This is a genomic window from Brevibacterium oceani, assembly GCF_017948325.1.
GTDB classification, from domain to species: domain Bacteria; phylum Actinomycetota; class Actinomycetes; order Actinomycetales; family Brevibacteriaceae; genus Brevibacterium; species Brevibacterium oceani.
In genome coordinates this window covers 3,718,956-3,736,750 of sequence record NZ_CP072846.1, presented here as the reverse complement: position 1 = coordinate 3,736,750, position 17,795 = coordinate 3,718,956, and the positions used below count along the sequence as shown (strand labels likewise).

17 protein-coding genes, 1 pseudogene and 1 other annotated feature are annotated in these 17,795 nt (G+C 61.3%); of the genes and pseudogenes, 11 read left to right on the top strand and 7 right to left on the bottom strand.

Translation table 11 applies throughout. The annotated features are described in order from the left end of the window. Positions 1-14 precede the first annotated feature (14 nt). Positions 15-677, top strand: coding sequence for a TetR/AcrR family transcriptional regulator (locus tag J9314_RS16645; protein WP_210603400.1), 663 nt, complete (start codon positions 15-17; stop codon positions 675-677). Positions 678-737: 60 nt separating this feature from the next. Here J9314_RS16645 and J9314_RS16640 read toward each other — a convergent pair whose 3' ends face one another. Next, positions 738-1,058 (bottom strand): TnsA-like heteromeric transposase endonuclease subunit, encoded by a 321-nt coding sequence (locus J9314_RS16640; protein ID WP_246490769.1) that lies wholly within the window; start codon positions 1,056-1,058, stop codon positions 738-740. Between the two features lie 164 nt (positions 1,059-1,222). Between J9314_RS16640 and J9314_RS16635 the strand changes: the two are divergent. Further along, a pseudogene (locus tag J9314_RS16635) lies at positions 1,223-1,540 on the top strand (IS1634 family transposase); the annotation flags it as partial. A 59-nt stretch (positions 1,541-1,599) separates the two neighbouring features. On the opposite strand, the gene J9314_RS16630 reads toward J9314_RS16635, so the two are convergent. From J9314_RS16630 to J9314_RS19475, 5 genes are all read right to left on the bottom strand, one after another. Continuing rightward, positions 1,600-2,834 (bottom strand): IS3 family transposase gene (locus tag J9314_RS16630; RefSeq protein WP_425514167.1). Its coding sequence is split into 2 segments (ribosomal slippage): positions 1,600-2,555 and positions 2,555-2,834, totalling 1,236 coding nucleotides; the frame shifts between segments, so codons are not numbered across the junction. Continuing rightward, positions 2,428-2,556 (bottom strand) — a sequence feature (AL1L pseudoknot). It overlaps the preceding gene by 129 nt. Positions 2,835-2,886: 52 nt before the next feature. Continuing rightward, positions 2,887-3,456 carry a TniQ family protein gene (locus J9314_RS19480; protein ID WP_210603397.1) on the bottom strand — a complete coding sequence of 190 codons (570 nt, stop codon included), beginning with the start codon at positions 3,454-3,456 and terminating at the stop codon, positions 2,887-2,889. Next, a complete protein-coding gene (locus J9314_RS16615) occupies positions 3,425-4,438 on the bottom strand; it encodes a TniB family NTP-binding protein (RefSeq protein ID WP_246490464.1) in 1,014 nt (337 codons plus the stop codon). Before J9314_RS16615 ends, J9314_RS19480 begins: the two co-directional genes overlap by 32 nt. Before the next feature lie 50 nt (positions 4,439-4,488). Next, on the bottom strand, positions 4,489-5,475 hold the full coding sequence (locus J9314_RS19255) for a transposase (RefSeq protein ID WP_246490463.1): 987 nt from the start codon (positions 5,473-5,475) through the stop codon (positions 4,489-4,491). A 965-nt stretch (positions 5,476-6,440) separates the two neighbouring features. Continuing rightward, positions 6,441-7,130, bottom strand: coding sequence for a TnsA-like heteromeric transposase endonuclease subunit (locus tag J9314_RS19475; RefSeq protein WP_425514187.1), 690 nt, complete (start codon positions 7,128-7,130; stop codon positions 6,441-6,443). A 326-nt stretch (positions 7,131-7,456) separates the two neighbouring features. Between J9314_RS19475 and J9314_RS16600 the strand changes: the two genes are divergently transcribed. Further along, complete coding sequence (locus tag J9314_RS16600) at positions 7,457-8,152, top strand: DUF3800 domain-containing protein (RefSeq protein WP_210603394.1); 696 nt, start codon at positions 7,457-7,459, stop codon at positions 8,150-8,152. Between the two features lie 237 nt (positions 8,153-8,389). Here the strand turns inward: J9314_RS16600 and J9314_RS16595 are convergent, their stop codons facing one another. Beyond that, entirely contained in the window at positions 8,390-8,866 is a 477-nt protein-coding gene (locus J9314_RS16595) for a DUF6176 family protein (RefSeq protein WP_210603393.1), read from the bottom strand. 366 nt (positions 8,867-9,232) lie between these two features. Between J9314_RS16595 and dnaK the strand changes: the two genes are divergently transcribed. From dnaK to J9314_RS16555, 8 genes are all read left to right on the top strand, one after another. Then, positions 9,233-11,095, top strand: a complete 1,863-nt coding sequence (dnaK, locus tag J9314_RS16590; RefSeq protein WP_210603392.1) for a molecular chaperone DnaK — start codon at positions 9,233-9,235, stop codon at positions 11,093-11,095. Further along, positions 11,095-11,778 (top strand): nucleotide exchange factor GrpE, encoded by a 684-nt coding sequence (locus J9314_RS16585; protein WP_210603391.1) that lies wholly within the window; start codon positions 11,095-11,097, stop codon positions 11,776-11,778. Before dnaK ends, J9314_RS16585 begins: the two co-directional genes overlap by 1 nt. Positions 11,779-11,955: 177 nt before the next feature. Then, positions 11,956-12,975: a DnaJ C-terminal domain-containing protein gene (locus tag J9314_RS16580; RefSeq protein WP_210603390.1), complete on the top strand. Its 1,020-nt coding sequence runs from the start codon at positions 11,956-11,958 to the stop codon at positions 12,973-12,975. 14 nt (positions 12,976-12,989) lie between these two features. Beyond that, the gene (locus J9314_RS16575; RefSeq protein WP_181272633.1) at positions 12,990-13,427 is read left to right on the top strand and encodes a heat shock protein transcriptional repressor HspR; all 438 of its coding nucleotides are present in this window, start codon (positions 12,990-12,992) and stop codon (positions 13,425-13,427) included. Between the two features lie 209 nt (positions 13,428-13,636). Then, positions 13,637-15,427: a purine-cytosine permease family protein gene (locus J9314_RS16570; protein WP_246490462.1), complete on the top strand. Its 1,791-nt coding sequence runs from the start codon at positions 13,637-13,639 to the stop codon at positions 15,425-15,427. Positions 15,428-15,435: 8 nt separating this feature from the next. After that, on the top strand, positions 15,436-15,738 hold the full coding sequence (locus J9314_RS16565) for an urease subunit gamma (RefSeq protein ID WP_210603389.1): 303 nt from the start codon (positions 15,436-15,438) through the stop codon (positions 15,736-15,738). A gap of 11 nt (positions 15,739-15,749) precedes the next feature. After that, a complete protein-coding gene (gene ureB, locus J9314_RS16560) occupies positions 15,750-16,088 on the top strand; it encodes an urease subunit beta (RefSeq protein ID WP_210603388.1) in 339 nt (112 codons plus the stop codon). Beyond that, on the top strand, positions 16,088-17,791 hold the full coding sequence (locus J9314_RS16555; RefSeq protein ID WP_210603387.1) for an urease subunit alpha: 1,704 nt from the start codon (positions 16,088-16,090) through the stop codon (positions 17,789-17,791). Before ureB ends, J9314_RS16555 begins: the two co-directional genes overlap by 1 nt. Positions 17,792-17,795: the final 4 nt, after the last annotated feature.

Genomic DNA, 17,795 nt, shown 5'->3' with positions numbered 1-17,795 from the left:
TGAAAGGAGTCCCCTTGGCAGCTACCTCAGCGCCGGGTGATAGCAAACCGCCCTCGCAGTCAAAACTACCGACATCTCGTCGGCGTGTACGCATGTCCCCAAAAGACCGCGAGGTCTCCATTCTCGAAGGTGCAGTGACGTTCTTCGCTGAACGAGGGTTCTCGGCACAGACCCGAGACCTTGCGGCACAGCTGGGCGTGTCCGAGTCCCTCATTTACCGCTACTTTGGCACCAAGGAAGCACTGATCCAACGTGTATACGAAGAGACGATCCTCTCCCGTTGGGATCCCTCATGGCTTACCAGGCTCAGCGAGCGGTCTGTTCCTATTCGTTCTCGTCTGATTAGTTTCTACAGCCAATACTTTTATGCCATCGATAATAGATGCTGGATTCGGATCGCTATGCACTCAAGCCTCGACGGTCTGGATCTTACCAACAACTACATTATGGCTCAGGTTGAGGCCCTTCTATCCACAATCGCATTTGAGGTCCAGGAGTCAATGCACCTCAAAAATAAGCTTGATTTCGAGATCGTTTGGCACTTGCATTCAAGCTTCATCTACTACGTCGTACGCAAGCACATACACATGACGCCGGTCCCAGAAGAGATAGAGAAAATGGTTGAGCTAACGGTAGACAATTTTTTGCACGGGATTGCAGTAGACTCTGACCCTTGATCCACCGATCCGGTTACGTTCGTAACAGCGCGTCAAAATAGAGACAGCCGCGACTTTCGGTCAACTGACGAACTCGGCCGGCTTCACATCGACAACGGTCAATCGACCATCCGATCCAGTCAGCAGGAAATCAGGGACGTGCCGACGAACCGCTTCACCGTCGCTACCGCTCAACCACATCGGTTGGCCGGAGATCCAGACAACCCAGGGATCGAAGTCAGCCACCCACAGTCGGTCAAGTTCCAACCGGCTCTCATACGGGACGTGGCCGCCCGTAGTCGCAGACCAGAACAGACCCGGGTAGTGACGCTGACGTGCATAGAATCTGGACGATCGGACCGGTAGACCCTTCGAAAGCCGGGTCGTGTCTACAGCGCCCACAGTCGTCGTGACCGAGGAGCCCTCCTCGGTGAGATAGATCAGTTCCGTCTCTAACCTGACTTCCACAACTAGGTGCTGATTTCTCGATCCTGTTTGTGTTTGCGCTGGTCAAAAGGTCGCAAATTGTGTTGGTGGGACACTAATCGGCTGTCTACGATGGGGTTATGTCGCCTCGTCTCCGGAAAGTCACCACCGGTTCCGGGGCCACTGCCGTGCAGATCGTGCGCAAACACCGTGGGAAAGTCACGGTCCTTGAACACCTGGGATCTGCTCACACAGAAGCAGAACTGACGGCTCTGCTGACCGCAGGGGAAGAGAAGCTCGCTGGCTACGGTGCAGCCGAGCAGCTCGAGCTCGAACTTGGCCTACCCACCGGCACTAGTGCACCGCCGCGGGCACGAACCGTTGTGGGTTCACGGGCATCCATCCTCATCGACGCCATCACCCAGTCGTGGAAGAGACTCGGCTTCGGCCAGGTGATTGTCAAGCCCCGGGTTTGATGGAGAGTTTTCTACTTGGAAATCGTCAGCTTGTGCACGAGCTAGGCAGCCCGTGGCAGCGCGTTGAAATAGTCTGCTCGGAACGCAGCGGGAGTCGCACCACCGAGTGCTCCGTGAGGCCGGTACGTGTTGAACCAGTGCACCCACTCCGCCGTGGAGATCTCGACATCATCAATACCTTTCCACGGACCCTTGTTCCGGATCAGCTCGGCCTTATAGAGTGAATTTAAGGCTTCGGCAAGGGCGTTATCGTACGAGTCGCCTTTCGACCCGACAGAGGCGACGGCGTCTTGTTCGGCCAGGGCCTCGCCATAGCGAATCGCCCGATACTGGACCCCGCGATCTGAGTGGTGCACCAGCCCGGATAGGTCGCCACCTGCACGTTTCCGCTGATAGATCCCCATCTGCAGAGCATCAAGAGCCAACTCGGTATGCAGCGATCTCGAGACTTGCCAGCCGACGATCTCGCGGTTGAACACGTCGGTGACGAACGCGACGTAGACCCACCCGGTGAACGTGTGCACATAAGTTATGTCGGCAACCCACAGCCGGTCAGGGGCGAAAGCCGCGAAGTGGCGATCGACGAGATCGGCTGGACAGTTCTCCCGCGGTGCTGACCGTGTGGTGTTCGGTGCTTTGGCCCTCTTGATCCCGTGTAATCCGAGGTCTTTCATCAGGCGTTCGATCGTGCATCGGGCTACATGCCCGCGCCCTAACGGGTCGGGTTCGCGGTTGAGGACGATGTGCATCTTCCGGGCTCCGAACGCATCGTAGTTGTTCGTATGCACCCTGCTGATCTCCTCTTTCAGGATCTCGTCACGTTTCTGCCTATTCGAGGCTGGCCGCTGTTTGCGGGCATAGTAGGTACTCGGAGCGATCTTCACGCCGGCAGCACGCAGCGTGGAACAGATCGGCTCGACTCCGAATTCGTCCTTATGCTCGTCGATGAAGGCGACGATTACTTCGAGGGGCGGTCGAGCTCCGCCGCGAAGAAAGCCGACGCCGACTTCAGGATCTGGTTAGCCCGGCGCAGTTCCCGGTTCTCTTTCTCGAGGTCCTTGATCCGCTGGGCATCAGCGGTGGTGGTGCCGGGCCGGTCGCCGGCATCGACCTGGTCCTGGTTGACCCACGACCGCAGCGTTTCGGGGTTGACACCGAGCTGGTCGCCGATACGGCGGAAGATGCCGCGGCGGGCACCCGGGTCAGCTTCGAGTGCGTCGAGGACCATGCGGACTGCTCTCTCACGAAGCTCGAGCGGGTATTTCTTTTGGGGCATGACAGGGAAGTCCTTTCCGTGGCTTCACTGTCTCCATTATTCCCGGGGCGAATCAGTTCCGTCTTTCGTGCATCGCCCATGCCGGACCGGAAAAGGGACGGCCCCCGCACTGAGGACATTCATCGACGAGCATCACATGGTGGTAGGGGCACATAGTGATGAGTGGGCTTCGCCAGAGTCCGGACCAGGTCCCGGTCTCAGCAAGACACGAGGGACAAAAACGGCTCCCAAATGAGGGCTTCGAAGAGATTGTTGGTGCGTGATACCGCTGAGTCACGCTTGCGAGAAGATCGGAGATGCGCGCCTGAGCGGTGTGGGCCTGAGCCCTGGTTTCGTTGGATACCCCGGTTCGAACACTCAATGGGGAACTGGGGCGCGCGAGTCGTTGCTCCACTCGCCACGGGGTGTAGGAACCCATTCGGAACCCGACTTCGCGAAACAATGCGGCCGGTGAGACACCGAACCGGGAGGCGATACGTGCCCACCAGCTCGAGAGGGTTTCATCGGGTTCAATGGACAGTGTCAGGGGCCATGCGTCGAGGTCGTAGCCGGACGTGATTCCCCGCAAGTGCGTCGACGCGCGCTTGTCGCTAGGCTGTGCGGGCGCTGGTTTCGGCTGCATTGTCAATCGTGACCGCAGACAGAATCTCCGGGGTAATAGTCTCAACACCGGTGGTGATGGCGAGGTAACTGGCGCGATCGAGCAAGTAGGTGAGGGACCCGATGTGTCCCTGTGTCCGTCGGTAGAGTTCTTTGGCTTGATCGACCAGCATTCCCGGACGGCTATCGAGCAATAAGAGATGATCCTCGAGGCTTGTCAGAAGGTGAGTCCATGCTCGGGCGCCGGCGGCTGTTTTCATGGTGAAGGGGGCGACTGGAACTTTGGTGGCTCGACGTGAGGTTTGAGCGTAGACCGCATCGTCGCCAAGGAGTCCCTCATCAAAGAACCGTTTCTCGCTGAGCCGGACACCGACATAAATGAACGTGGCGGGCATTTCGTTCGCCAAGCCCTTGAGATGGTTGCTGACTTCGCGTCCGTTGCGATGTTTGAAATCGATGAAATGGAGATCATCGATGACGACGAGCTGGGTGTCGCAGGATCGTACGCAATCAACAGCCAAAGCGGCCAAGCGAGCAGTTGTGGCCCGGGTGGCTCCAGGATGCCCGTAGAACGACAGTATCTTCTGGTTCAAGCCTTTGAGCGTGACTCCGGCGTCGAGGGGGATAAACGCGACCGGTAGCCGCTGGTGCCCATCCGTTGTACGAGGTCCGTACCGACGGAGTGTTTTCCGGTGGAATTCTCGGGCGAACCGCGTTGCGATAGTGGTTTTACCCAACGCTGGGGCGGCATCGATGACGATCGATCCGCGAAGCCGATCACCATCTCGGCGATTCGATGCCATTGCCTGGTCCATGATGGAAAATGCTGCGTTCAACTGAGTCGTCTTGACTGCTGGCGGGTTAGCGTTCCACACCATCCGCGCTTCGTTGTAGTCTTCGACTTCTTCGTCCGACAATTGCCGAATATCCGTGCGCGAGAGTAGCTCGAGAGGCGGGCGGGGTGCAGATTGAGCGAACGCATCCCATCCTTGTTTGCTGGCCATGTTGAAACGTTGCGGTTCATGATCGCGTAACCATGACGCCCACCGGTTCGTCATTCGTCGAACACCTCGAACTTATCGCCTTCGTTGGAGTACTTCTCAAAGACATCAAGATCATCACTGACAGCAGGCTGCTTCTGGCGCCGAGCGAGATGTGTAAAAAGATCAATGACTTCGGGACCCTTCTCTGCGCCTGCGTCTGTGGATTGCGCGGCAAGGCGGCGGGCCAGATTCTTCTCCCGCTGTGCAGTCACTTTGCCTTTGCCATGGCGCTCCAGCAGGTCGTTCAGTGCTTCATCAGGCGCGACATGGCGGTCGGACTTCAGCGCAAGCTGTCGCGTGTAGGCAGCTGCCTCAGCGCTGAACGGTGCAGTAAGTCCCTCAGTGTGCTCCCACTCCAAGGTGTGCCAGACCTTTGACTCTGGGTCCTGGAAGAACACAGTGCGGACGTCATCACGGTCAACCATGATTGGCCACCGCCCAGCATGCGCTCCACCAAAGGGTGAGAGAGCTCCTCGATAGTAGTTCAGTGCCGGTCCGTCGTAGCGACGCCCGTCGATCTCGACACCGTAGTGCTGGATCGTGCGCCAGGCGACATCGAGGAACTCCATCCGAAGATCCTCACTCGCCGGTAGCCGCAGGACACCAGCAGCTGAAGCACCCCGGCTAAACATCTCTGCAGGTGACAGCTCGACAGAATCCATCCGCGGATCACACAGGCCCCGATGCGGTGTGTGATGGTAGATGCCGATCCACTCGCGAATGATTGTCTCTAGTTCGGAGACGTAATAGAAGGCTTCGTCCTCGACTCGTTGACCTCGAGAATAGACGTCGGGGCCCTTGTAGGCCGGGAGATGTTCCAAGAGTTGCTGCCGCAAGGTGCGGAAGAATCGTTCTAGCGTCGGCTTGTCCGTGGGCTTGTGCGGTGTTGCTGGCTGGATGTTGATCCCCAGCCGGTGACAGACGGACTTCGTATGCGCTGACAGATAGACCTTGCCATGATCGACGACGATCGTATCCGGCACAGCCGCAGTCGGCATGGCAATCAAATTATCCGGTACTCCCACCTACGGTGATGGCAGTTCAGCGTCTTGCGGGGGTCCCCAGTGTTGTGGCGTGACCACTTGGTACAGGACTGTCGCGACGTCCTGGGCTGTCGTTGATACTGCACGCAGAACCATTCCCAGAATGCATCGAGAGTATAGGTCCATTGCCACTGTCAGTTCGGTGTTCAGCCACCGGCCGGTGATTGGTTCCATGGCGAAGACATCCAGGCGAGTGGTGTCCAGAACAACGAACTGTCCGGGACGATCTGCTCTTAGCCTCCCCATATGCCCTTGGGGACGTTCCGCTACCGACCGTCTCTGCTTTGCAGCTCCGAAAGTGTAGCGGCCCTTATCGAGTTCCCGAATGCGTCGGTACCCCACTGACCTTGAAGGACCAACCTTGCTCGGGAACCGAGTCGCGAAAAGTGCGTTCGCCTTCTTCAGTACCGTTTTCATCGTTGGATTCGATTGGTCCCGGTACTCTTCGAGCACCTCAACGCAGATAGCGTCCCACAGTGGGTCAACTGTTGGCCGGCTCGGTCGCAGTTGACGCGAATCCACAAGCCCAGCAATCCCTTTTTCGGCGTATCGCTGACCCCTTCGATACGCAGTTCGGAGGGAAATTCCAAGTTCGTCCGCAGCGGCTTGGTACCGTTCGTTTGCCGACATGCTAGAAGGGGCCATCACGAGCTCGTCGAACACTTGAGCCTGTCGTTCAACTTCGGAACGCTTCCCCGGGTTGAGGGCGCTCAGCGCCACGGCCTCGAGCTCACCCGAATCGCTCACGTCTGAGTTGTCGTCGAGTGACGTTGCGGACCCGACCAGAGATGATCCGTGCACCTTCTTCAAGTGAGTGCTTGAACGCAGTGTCACAAGTGCACCATCGAGCTCGACCACAGTCCACGCTGATCCCAGGTACCACAAGCGGGCACCAACCGAGACGTTCAAGCTCCCGTCCCTCATGCCGCGACTCGTTCATCTAAGTGCAAGAGAGTGCCATTGGACAAAGGGCTCCGCAGATCAACTTTTGCCTCGCCAGACCATACGTGTGCGAATAGTGCAGCCCGCCAAAGACTTTCATCAAAGCCGGAAGGCCGTTTGGCTAGAGCCTCACCGACAGTGACTGCGCGCGGGCTGAGGCTCTCCCTGGTCTGTGAGATGAGAGCTTCGGGTAGTCGTTCAGGCCGACGTCCCACAGCCAAAGCCCGGATGTTGCGTAAAACCACTCCATTGTCGCCGGTGAAAACTTCGTAGTCCCATCCGCGATCGCGACACATTTCGCGCGTCGATTCGAATTGCCGTTTCACCTCGGGCTTGTTCACCAACGATTCGGGCTTTACATCAATCACGGTCACTCGCATGTCTGCATGCGTGAGCAAGACATCTGGAACATGGAACCGGGTCGCGGAACCCTCTCGCCAAGCGATTTGGAAGGGCTGCGTTGCAATACCTACCGCTGTTGAATCAAAGTCCGCCAGCCAGAGTCGATCTAGTTCGAGGAGACTCTCGTACACAAGCGTTCGTCTATTCGTCGCTGCCCAGAACAATCCTGGGTAGTTGTGCTGGCCCCGATAGGTCGGCGGGATCCTGATCGGTAGTCCTGAAACAATCGTTTCCGCGCGAGCAGCGTGCAGAGGCGTCGTGACCACTTCGCCGGAAGCGGTGCAATATCGAAGTGTGACCTCTCTCACGCTCACTCTTCAAGTGTGACCTACTGTCAGAAACGCGAGACTACTGACACGCCGCTGACATATAAATGACATTACTGCCACTTTGAGCGGAACCTACAATTGTAGGATCTCGTGGAACTTGTCATAGGCACAGCGCGGTGACCTGCAATGTGACACAACCATGAGACGGGATCTGTCTCCCTAACTTGTCAAAATCCTCATGCGCATAATGGAAACGTCCTCATCCTGCCTCCCCATAGCCCGGTCCGCGTTCGTCCTTAGGGCAACTCAGGTACGGTCAAGAAATGACGACTTCCGCAGCCGCTCCAGTACGACTCATCTACGTCGACGACTCTGGTGCTGGATCATCCGGCATAGTGGCTTACAGCTGGGTCTCTATTTCTGCCGACCAGTGGCGCGAAGGTCTCCAAGAAGTTCTTGACTGGCGCGCTTGGATGCGGGATAGCTACGGGATCCCCAAGAACTACGAACTGCATATGACCAAATTCGCGAATGGACGTGGTAACCCTTCGACTTTCGAAGATGGCTGGAATCGGAGCAAAGCCAATCGCTCTCTCGTCCTTGACGAAACATTTGCTCGTTTCGGGAAGTGGTCGTGGTTAGGTTCTGGCACGATTTTTGCGCGCACGACTGCGAGGCGGCAAGCCTACCGAGACGAACGCGAACGTGTTTATCGAGAACTGGTTGGGACCCTCGAGCGCGAGCTTGCATCTGCCGGGGAATGGGGGTTGATCTACATGGATGGTGATGGAACCGATCAGATTTATCGGCGGGCACATCGCGACCTCGAGGTTGAGAGCCGACGCATCTTGGAAGACCCGTCGTTCCAACACTCACATTTGAGCCAGTGGATTCAGATCGCCGATATTGTTGCCTACGCCGCTTACCAGAATGTGCTGGCGCTGCCCCAGAAGAAATTCGCGTGGAAGTGGTGGCCGACTCTTGACCCAACCGGTACACGAACACATGACGTGTCGTAAAAAGAAGCTGGACCCGTGATCCAACGTTCGTTGGACGGGTCCGCACTAGTACTATCCCACTATCTCCCCGTATTTGCAACTATCCCCCGGTATTTGCACCAGTCCACTTTGCTGTGTGCCCACCAACCGCTGGTGACTGCGCAAAGGCCACATCCAAACCCACGCTGCTCGCGTCGGAAAACACGGCAGTTCATAGACTCGAACCTCGAGACACGGACAACTTAAGTCTGGGAGTGCTCAGTCGTGGTCATCTTTGAAATCGCATTGCCCTGTTTCAGCGAATCTTTTCATCAGGTTGAGAAACTCGCTGGGGACCAGCATGAACCGCGGCTCAAGTTCTTCCCAACCTGGTTCTTTGGCACGTCCACTGTAGGCAACATGATCAGCGTCCACCGCGATCGATTCATCATTCTCACTGCCGTCGACGCCCACGAGGGAGAGATGGTAAATCCACGTCGAACCATCTGCCTCAATGCTTCGAAATGTTGCCTCGAAGACCTGCCTCTCTGCGGACAGGCCTTCTTGGAGCTCGGTGGGCCGACTGTTGAGCATGTCCATCCACTCGTCGAAGACATCCTCTTGTCCGGGGATGATTCGCGAGCGACTCAGTTCGAGACGCATTCCATCTGGGACGGAGACCGGCATCGGGTAGCCCGCGAAGTCGCGGGAAGTGGGATTGAACGGGATCTGAAACGAACGCTCGTGGTTGGTCATGTTTCTATTCTGCTCTGGCAATCCCACTCATCCTCCCCAAGACCATCGACACAGTTAATGACAGATTGGTGAGACTACTGTCACTCCACTGACAGATAGATGAGATTACTGACAACTTGCCGGGATCCTACAACAATTGGCTGTGCAAAGATTTTCACTCCTAACGGAATAAAACCGTCCTCATCAAAGTTGAGTCTGGTGTACGCAACTTTGATGAGGTCGACTTGACGGTCGAAACCTCGAAGAGAATACTTGAGTCCAGTTGGCTCAATGTGTGCGGCCGAGTGGTTCTGACTCAAGAACCGGAGCCGCCCGATCGCACACATTCGAGTCGCAGGAACTCACGATCTGTAAGGAGAGAAAACTATGGCACGTGCAGTCGGAATCGACCTCGGAACCACGAACTCCGTCGTCACCGTCCTCGAGGGCGGTGACCCCAAGGTCATCGCGAATGCGGAAGGCGGTCGCACGACCCCGTCCGTCGTCGCAGTCAACAAGAACGGCGACTCCCTCGTCGGCGAGATCGCCAAGCGCCAGGCCGTCACGAACATCAAGAACACCGTTTCCTCGGTCAAGCGCCACATGGGCACCGACTGGTCCACCGAGATCGGCGGCAAGAAGATGACGGCTCCCGAGGTCTCGGCCCGCATCCTCCAGAAGCTCAAGCACGACGCCGAGGAGTACCTGCAGGAGAAGGTCACCGACGCGGTGATCACCGTTCCCGCCTACTTCAACGACGCCGAACGTCAGGCCACGAAGGACGCCGGTGAGATCGCCGGACTCAACGTCTCGCGCATCATCAACGAGCCCACCGCCGCTGCTCTGGCCTACGGCCTCGAACGCGGCAAGGAAGACGAGCTCATCCTCGTCTTCGACCTCGGTGGCGGTACCTTCGACGTCTCGCTGCTCGAAGTCGGCAAGGACGAAGACGACTTCTCCACCATTCAGGTCCGTGCGACCTCCGGTGACAACCGCCTCGGCGGTGACGACTGGGATCAGCGGATCGTCGACTACCTGGTCGAGCAGGTCAAGAACAACTACGGTGTCGACCTGACCAAGGACGCCACCGCTCTGCAGCGCCTCAAGGAAGCCGCCGAGCAGGCCAAGAAGGAACTGTCCTCAGCCACCAGCACGAACATCTCACTGCAGTACCTGTCGATGAGCGAGAACGGACCCATCCACCTGGATGAGACCCTCACTCGGGCGAAGTTCGAGGACCTGACCAAGGACCTCCTCGAGCGCACCAAGGCTCCGTTCCACGCCGTGATGAAGGACGCCGGCGTGTCCGTCAAGGACATCGACCACGTCGTTCTCGTCGGTGGCTCGACCCGTATGCCCGGCGTCTCCGCCGTCGTCACCGAACTCACCGGAGGCAAGGAGCCCAACAAGGGCGTCAACCCCGATGAGGTCGTCGCGATCGGCGCCGCCGTGCAGGCCGGTGTCCTCGTGGGTGAGCGCAAGGACGTTCTGCTCATCGACGTCACCCCGCTCTCGCTCGGACTCGAGACCAAGGGCGGCGTGATGACGAAGCTCATCGAGCGCAACACCCCGATCCCGACCAAGCGTTCGGAGACCTTCACCACCGCTGAGGACAACCAGCCCTCCGTGTCGATCCAGGTCTTCCAGGGTGAGCGCGAGTTCACTCGCGACAACAAGAACCTCGGCACCTTCGAGCTGACCGGCATCGCTCCGGCTCCCCGCGGTGTGCCGCAGATCGAGGTCGCCTTCGACATCGACGCCAACGGCATCGTCCACGTGTCGGCCACCGACAAGGGCACCGGCACCGAGCAGTCGATGACGATCACCGGCGGTTCCGCACTGCCGAAGGAAGACATCGACCGCATGGTCCGCGAGGCCGAGGAGCACGCAGAAGAGGACAAGAAGCGCCGTGAGGCCGCCGACGTCCGCAACAACGCGGAGAACCTCGCCTACCAGACCGAGAAGCTGCTGACCGACAACGACGACAAGCTGCCCGACGACGTCAAGACCGAGATGCAGGGCGACGTCGACGCCGTCAAGGAAGCCCTCAAGGGCGAAGACGACGACGCTGTGAAGGAAGCCTACGACAAGCTCGTGGCCAACCAGCAGAAGATCGGCGAAGCCATCTACAACCAGCAGGGCGGTGCCGAAGGCGCCGAGGCTGCCGGTGAGGCCGGAGCCGAGGCCAGCGCCGACGACGATGTCGTCGATGCCGAGGTCGTCGACGAAGAGGATGAGGAGAAGAAGTAATGACTTCTGAGGGCAACGATCAGTCGTCCGAGGAGCCAGGCTTCACCTTCAGTGACAAGCGCCGGGTCGACCCGAACACCGGTGAGGTCCGTCCCGAGGCCGACGCCCAGTCGGCCTCGGCCGAGGCCGGCGATGAGCAGGTCACGGATCCGAACGCCGCGCAGGCGGCGGAGGGATCCGCTGCCGACGCCAGCGACCTCGGAGTCGATATCCCCGCCGATACCTCGGGCCTCGAGGACACCGAGGCGGCCGCCGAGCCCGAACCGGGTTCGGAAGCCGCCGCGCACCTCGCGGACCTCAAGCGCATCAACGCCGAGTACGCCGCCTACCGGATGCGCGCCGATCGCGAACGCGAACGCGCAGCCGTCGGCGGCACGATCAAGGTCGTCGAGGCCCTGATCCCCGTGCTCGACGAGGTCAAGCTCGCACGCGAGAACGGCGACGTCTCCGGCCCCTTCGAGACCCACGTCAACAAGCTGATCGACTCGCTTTCCAAGGTCGGCGTCGAACAGTACGGCGAGGTCGGCGACGAGTTCGACCCGAACCTCCACGAGGCGCTCATGCAGCAGCCCTCCGACGAGGTTGAGGAACCGACGGTCTTCCTGGTCATGCAGCCGGGCTACCGCCTCGGTGACCGCATCATCCGTGCGGCCCGGGTCGGCGTCCAGCAGCCGGAGGACTGAACGACGACCTTCGCCGAGGTTGCTGCCCGCCCCGTCCGACAGTGAACTGTCGTACGGGGCTGGGGGCCACCTCGGCGGCGGTCCGGATCTTCGGGGTCACACCCCGGGGATGCGGATTGTGAGGAGACAAGTGAATAGATCGATGAGTGCAATGATTGGAAGGAAAGGAGGTGCCAGGTGAATACCGGACCTCAGAATGATTGGTTCGATAAGGACTTCTACAAGACCCTCGGCGTCTCCAAGGATGCTTCCGATGCCGAGATCAAGAAGGCCTATCGCAAACTCGCGCGCAAGTATCACCCGGACGCCAACCCCGGAGATGAGAAGGCCGAGGAGAAGTTCAAGGAGATCGGACAGGCACACCAGGTGCTCTCCGACAAGGAATCCCGCGCCCAGTACGACCAGGTCCGCGCCATGGGCGGAGGTGCCCGGTTCAGCGCCGGCGCCGGAGGACCCGGCGGAGCGGGCGGCGGCGGATTCGACGACGTGTTCTCCGACCTCTTCGGAGGCGGCGGACGCACCCGGACCCGCACGACCTACGGCGGCGGGGGAGACGTTCCCCCGGACCTCGCCGACCTGCTGAACGGCTTCGGCGGCGGAGGCTACGGTGGCGGCGGATTCGGCGGCGGCTACTCGCCGCCGGTCAAGGGCGGCGACATCAAGTCGAGCACCACGCTGTCGTTCACCGAGGCGATCAACGGAGCCTCGGTGAAGCTGAACATGCCCGGCGGGAAGCCGCTGACCGTGCGCACCCCCATCGGCGTCAAGGACGGACAGAAGATCCGCCTGGCCGGCAAGGGCAAGGCCAGCCCCAACGGCGGTGAGGCCGGCGACGTCATCCTCACCGTGAATGTGAAGCCGCACCCGGTCTTCACCCGCGACGGGGACAACCTGCGGATGGAGCTGCCGGTGACCTTCGACGAGGCGACCCTGGGCGCCGAGGTCAAGGTTCCGACCCTGGGCGGCATGCCGGTCAAGGTCAAGATCGCACCGGGCACCCCGTCGGGGCGGACCCTGCGGGTGCGCGGCAAGGGCGTGAAGACGAAGAAGGGCACCGGCGATCTGCTCGTCGAGGTCGAGATCGTGGCGCCGAAGAACCTGTCGAAGGAAGCCAAGGCTGCGGTCGAGGCGTTCCAGGCGGCCACCGAGGACGATGATCCGCGCGACGGCCTGCTGGAGACGGCCAAGGCCAGTTGAGGTGGTGATGAACGATGCATATTTCGTCGACGGCGGCGGTGTATGTGATCTCGGTGGCGGCGGATCTGGCGGGAATGCACCCGCAGACGCTGCGACAGTATGACCGTCTCGGCCTCGTCATTCCCGAACGCACGGCGGGACGTGGTCGGCGGTACTCCGGACAGGACATCGCCAAGCTGCGGATGATCCAGCAGCTGTCCCAGGACGAGGGGGTCAACCTCGTCGGGATCAAGAAGATCATCGACCTGCAGAATCAGGTCGATGCCCTCCAACACCGCAATGACGAGCTCGAGGACGAGATCCGGACGCAGCAGGCGGCGAAGGAACGCGATGCGCGTGTGTTCGCCGCCGGCACTGCCGGGGACGTCGTATCGATCGCTCGCGGCAGGCGCCCGCAGGGGCGTCCCGAACCCGGCGCCATGGTGCTCTACAACAGATTCCGGCGGCGGTGATCCGGTCGGCACCAGTGATCGATAAGTGACGACTCGAAGAGCGCGAACCCGAATGCGGGTTCGCGCTCTTCTGCGTCTGCGCAGATGGGCGACTGCGCCGGCAAAGTCCCCTGCCGACATCTGCCCGAAACAGAACCGACATGTGCGGAAACAATCGCCTGCAAAAATGAGGTCTTGATCACGGTCGACGCACAAGTCAGGAACCCACAATGACACTGTCTCCGAGCAGGACGGCACTTCCCGAGCCGCGAAACGAAGCACAGCTCGCGGCATCTGAGAGCCTCGAGGACTACACACTCCGCTTCGCCCCCAGGTCGTACCGGAAATGGGCGCCCGGAGTCGTCGCGACGAGTGCGCTGGGCGGCATCGCCTACCTCGCCGACTTCTCGATCGGTGCCAACATCGGCATCGCCCACGGCACGACGAACGGCATCCTCGGCATCCTCGTGGCGGCCATCATCATCTTCCTCACCGGATGGCCGCTGGCGTTCTACGCCGCCCGCTACAACCTCGACCTCGACCTCATCACCCGCGGTTCGGGCTTCGGGTACTACGGGTCCGTCATCACGAACATCATCTTCGCGACCTTCACCTTCATCTTCTTCGCCCTCGAAGGCTCGATCATGGCGCAGGGACTCTACCTCGGCCTCGGCCTGCCCCGCCCGATCGGCTATCTCGTGTCCACGGTGCTCATCTTCCCGCTCGTCATCTACGGCATGAAGGTCCTTGCCAAACTGCAGGTCTCGACGACCCCGCTGTGGCTGCTGCTCATGGTCATCCCCGTCGGCTACCTCATCGCCTGGCAGCCGGATTCGGTCGCGGACTTCTTCGCCTATACGGGCGAAGAGGGCGAGGGCGCGAACTTCGCCTCGGTCATGCTCGCCGCCGGAGTCTGCCTCTCACTCATCGCCCAGATCGCCGAGCAGATCGACTATCTGCGGTTCATGCCCCCACGTACCCCGGAGAACCGCCGCAGCTGGTGGGCGGCCGTCATCCTCGCCGGACCCGGGTGGGTGATCTTCGGGGCGACGAAGCAGATCATCGGCATGTTCCTCGCGGTCTACCTCATCGCCAATGTCCCCGGTGCCGTGAGCTTCGCGAACGAACCCGTCCAGCAGTTCCTCGCCACCTACCAGCAGATGATGCCGCAATGGCTCGCTCTGCTTCTGGCCGTGGTGCTCGTCGTCATCTCCCAGGTGAAGATCAACGTCACCAACGCCTACTCGGGATCGCTGGCATGGACGAACTCATACACGCGGATCACGAAGCGCTACCCGGGCCGGATCACCTTCCTCGTCGTCAACCTGCTCATCGCCCTGGCGCTGATGGAGCTGAACATGTTCGACTTCCTCAACGCGATCCTCAGCTTCTACGCGAACCTCGCGATGTCGTGGATCTGCGTCGTCGCCGCCGACATCGCCATCAACAAATACCTGCTGAAGCTCTCCCCGAAGATCCCCGAGTTCCGACGCGGCATGCTCTACGACTGGAACCCGGTCGGGATCGTCTCGCTGGTGCTCGCCGGCGGGGTCTCCATCGCCATCTACTTCGGGGCGTTCGGTGCGACGGTCCAGCCGTTCTCACCTCTCTTCGCCGTCGGCATCGCCATCGTCGCGACCCCGCTCATGGCGATCATCACCCGCGGCCGGTACTACCTGCGACGCAGCGACGATGGAATCGAGCTGCCGATGTTCGACGAGCACGGCAACCCCTCTGGCGAGACCCTGCGCTGCCATGTCACGGACTTGGAGTTCGAACGTCCCGACATGATCGCCTCGGCGAAGACGGGCGAGAACGGGGAGCGACTCTACCTCAGCTCCCTTGCGCTCTCGACCGACCGCCTCGGCGAGCATGTGCTGCCCGCGGATGCCCCGCGCAGCCGTGAGGACGTCCTGCACGCTCGCGCGGATGCCCCGCATGATCACGTGGATGCCTCGCCCGGCAGCCCGGGCTCGCCGCTGGACCGCACGGCGGCCCCGCACGATCCTACGAAAGGCTGAGGGAACGCGTGCACTTCACTCCGGCCGACACCGAGAAGCTGCTCCTGTCCGTGGCGGGAATGGTCGCCAGGGACCGATGGGAACGGGGAATCCGCCTGAACTATCCGGAGACGATTGCGCTCCTGAGCACCTGGGCCATCGAACGCGCCAGGGAAGGTGAGAGCGTCGAGGAGCTCATGACCACCGGGCGCGAGATCCTCACCCGTGACGATGTCCTCGAAGACGTCGCCGACATGCTCAGCGACGTCCAAGTGGAGGCGACGTTTCCCGACGGGCGCAAGCTCGTGACCATCCACAACCCCATCGACTGAAGGACCTGACAGTGGCAGGAACACGCGACCGAGGGCCGGGTGCCGTTCGAGTCAGCGCCGGAGAGCGCGAACTCAACGTGCGCGAGAACCCGGACGAGACGGCGACGATGACGATCGAGAACACCGGAGACAGACCGGTCCAGATCGGCTCCCACATCCACCTCCCCGACACCAATGCCGCGCTCGACTTCAACCGCAGCAGGGCGGAGGGATTCCGCCTGGACATCCCCGCCGGCACCTCCCTGCGCTTCGAGCCGGGCGCCTCCCGCACTGTGCATATCGTCTCCCTGGGCGGGCGCAGGCGTGTGCCCGGGATCCGGCTTCCCCTCGCCGAGGCGGGGGACCGGTGATGGCGCGACTGTCCACCCAGCGCTACGCGGCGCTCTATGGGCCCAGCCTCGGTGATCAGCTGCGCCTGGGCGACACCGACCTGTGGATCGAGATCGAGGAGGACCGCACCCTCGGCGGCGAGGAGTCGGTCTTCGGCGGTGGAAAATCGATCCGCGAATCGATGAATCAGGGAACGACCACGTCTGCCGAAGGCGCACCGGACACGGTCATCACCAACGTCGTGGTGCTCGACTGGTGGGGGATCATCCGCGCCGATGTCGGCATCCGGGCCGGACAGATCGTGGCGCTCGGACGAGCCGGGAACCCTGACATCGCCGACGGAGTGCACCCGGATCTGCAGATCGGACCGTCGACCGACGTCATCTCCGGCGAAGGGCGCATCCTCACCGCGGGCGCCTTCGACTCCCACGTCCACCTGCTCTCACCCTCCCAACTCCACGAAGCGCTCGCCACCGGGATCACAACGGTCGCCGGCGGCGGCACCGGGCCCTCCGAGGGCAGCAAGGCGACGACGGTGACTCCCGGAGCCTGGCACCTCGGCGCGATGCACCGCGCCCTCGACGATCTTCCGATGAACGTCCTCCTGCTCGGCAAGGGCAACACCGTCTCAGCCGAAGGGCTGGCCGAACAGGCACTCGGCGGAGCCGCCGGATACAAGGTCCACGAGGACTGGGGTGCGACACCCGCGGCCATCGACGCCGCGCTGAGGGCCGCCGGGGAGCACGGACTGCAGGTCGCGCTGCACTCGGACTCGCTCAACGAGGCGGGGTTCGTCGAATCGACGATCGCCGCGATCGGAGGTCGCAGCATCCACGCCTTTCACGTCGAGGGCGCCGGCGGGGGACATGCCCCCGACATCCTCTCGATCGCAGCATTGGAGAACATCCTTCCCGGTTCGACGAACCCGACTCTGCCCCATACGGCGAACACGGTCGCCGAGCATCTCGACATGCTCATGGTCTGCCACCACCTCAATCCCGCCGTGCCCGAGGATCTCGCGTTCGCCGAATCCCGCATCCGGGCGACGACCATCGCGGCAGAGGACCTGCTCCACGACATGGGAGGCCTGTCGATCACGTCCTCGGATGCGCAGGCGATGGGGCGCATCGGTGAGGTCATCACCCGGACCTGGCAGGTCGCCCACGTGATGAAGCACAGGGTGGGCGACCTCGGTGAGACTCTGCCGGCGGACAACGAACGCGCTCGCCGCTACGTCGCCAAGTACACGATCAATCCGGCGATCGCGCATGGCGTCGATGCCCACATCGGTTCGATCGAGGTCGGGAAGATGGCCGATCTCGTGCTGTGGGATCCTCGCTTCTTCGGGGTCCGACCGGACCTCGTCATCAAGGGCGGGGCGATCGCCTGGGCCGGTCTCGGCGACCCGAACGCCTCCATCCCGACTCCGCAGCCGGTCCTGATGCGACCATCCTTCGGGGCCTCGGACGGGGCGCGGCTGTCGGTGTCGTTCGCAGCACCGTCCGCGGTCGAGAACGGGCTGCGCGATGAGCTCGGACTGAAGCGGGAACTCAAACCAGTCGCGCCGACGCGGGACATCGGCAAGAAGGATATGCGCTGCAATGACGCACGGCCGGCGATCGACATCGAATCTGACACCTTCGCCATCGCGATCGACGGCCAACCGGTGACCGCCCAACCGGCGCAGACGCTGCCGCTGGCCCGGCTCTACCAGATGTTCTGAGACC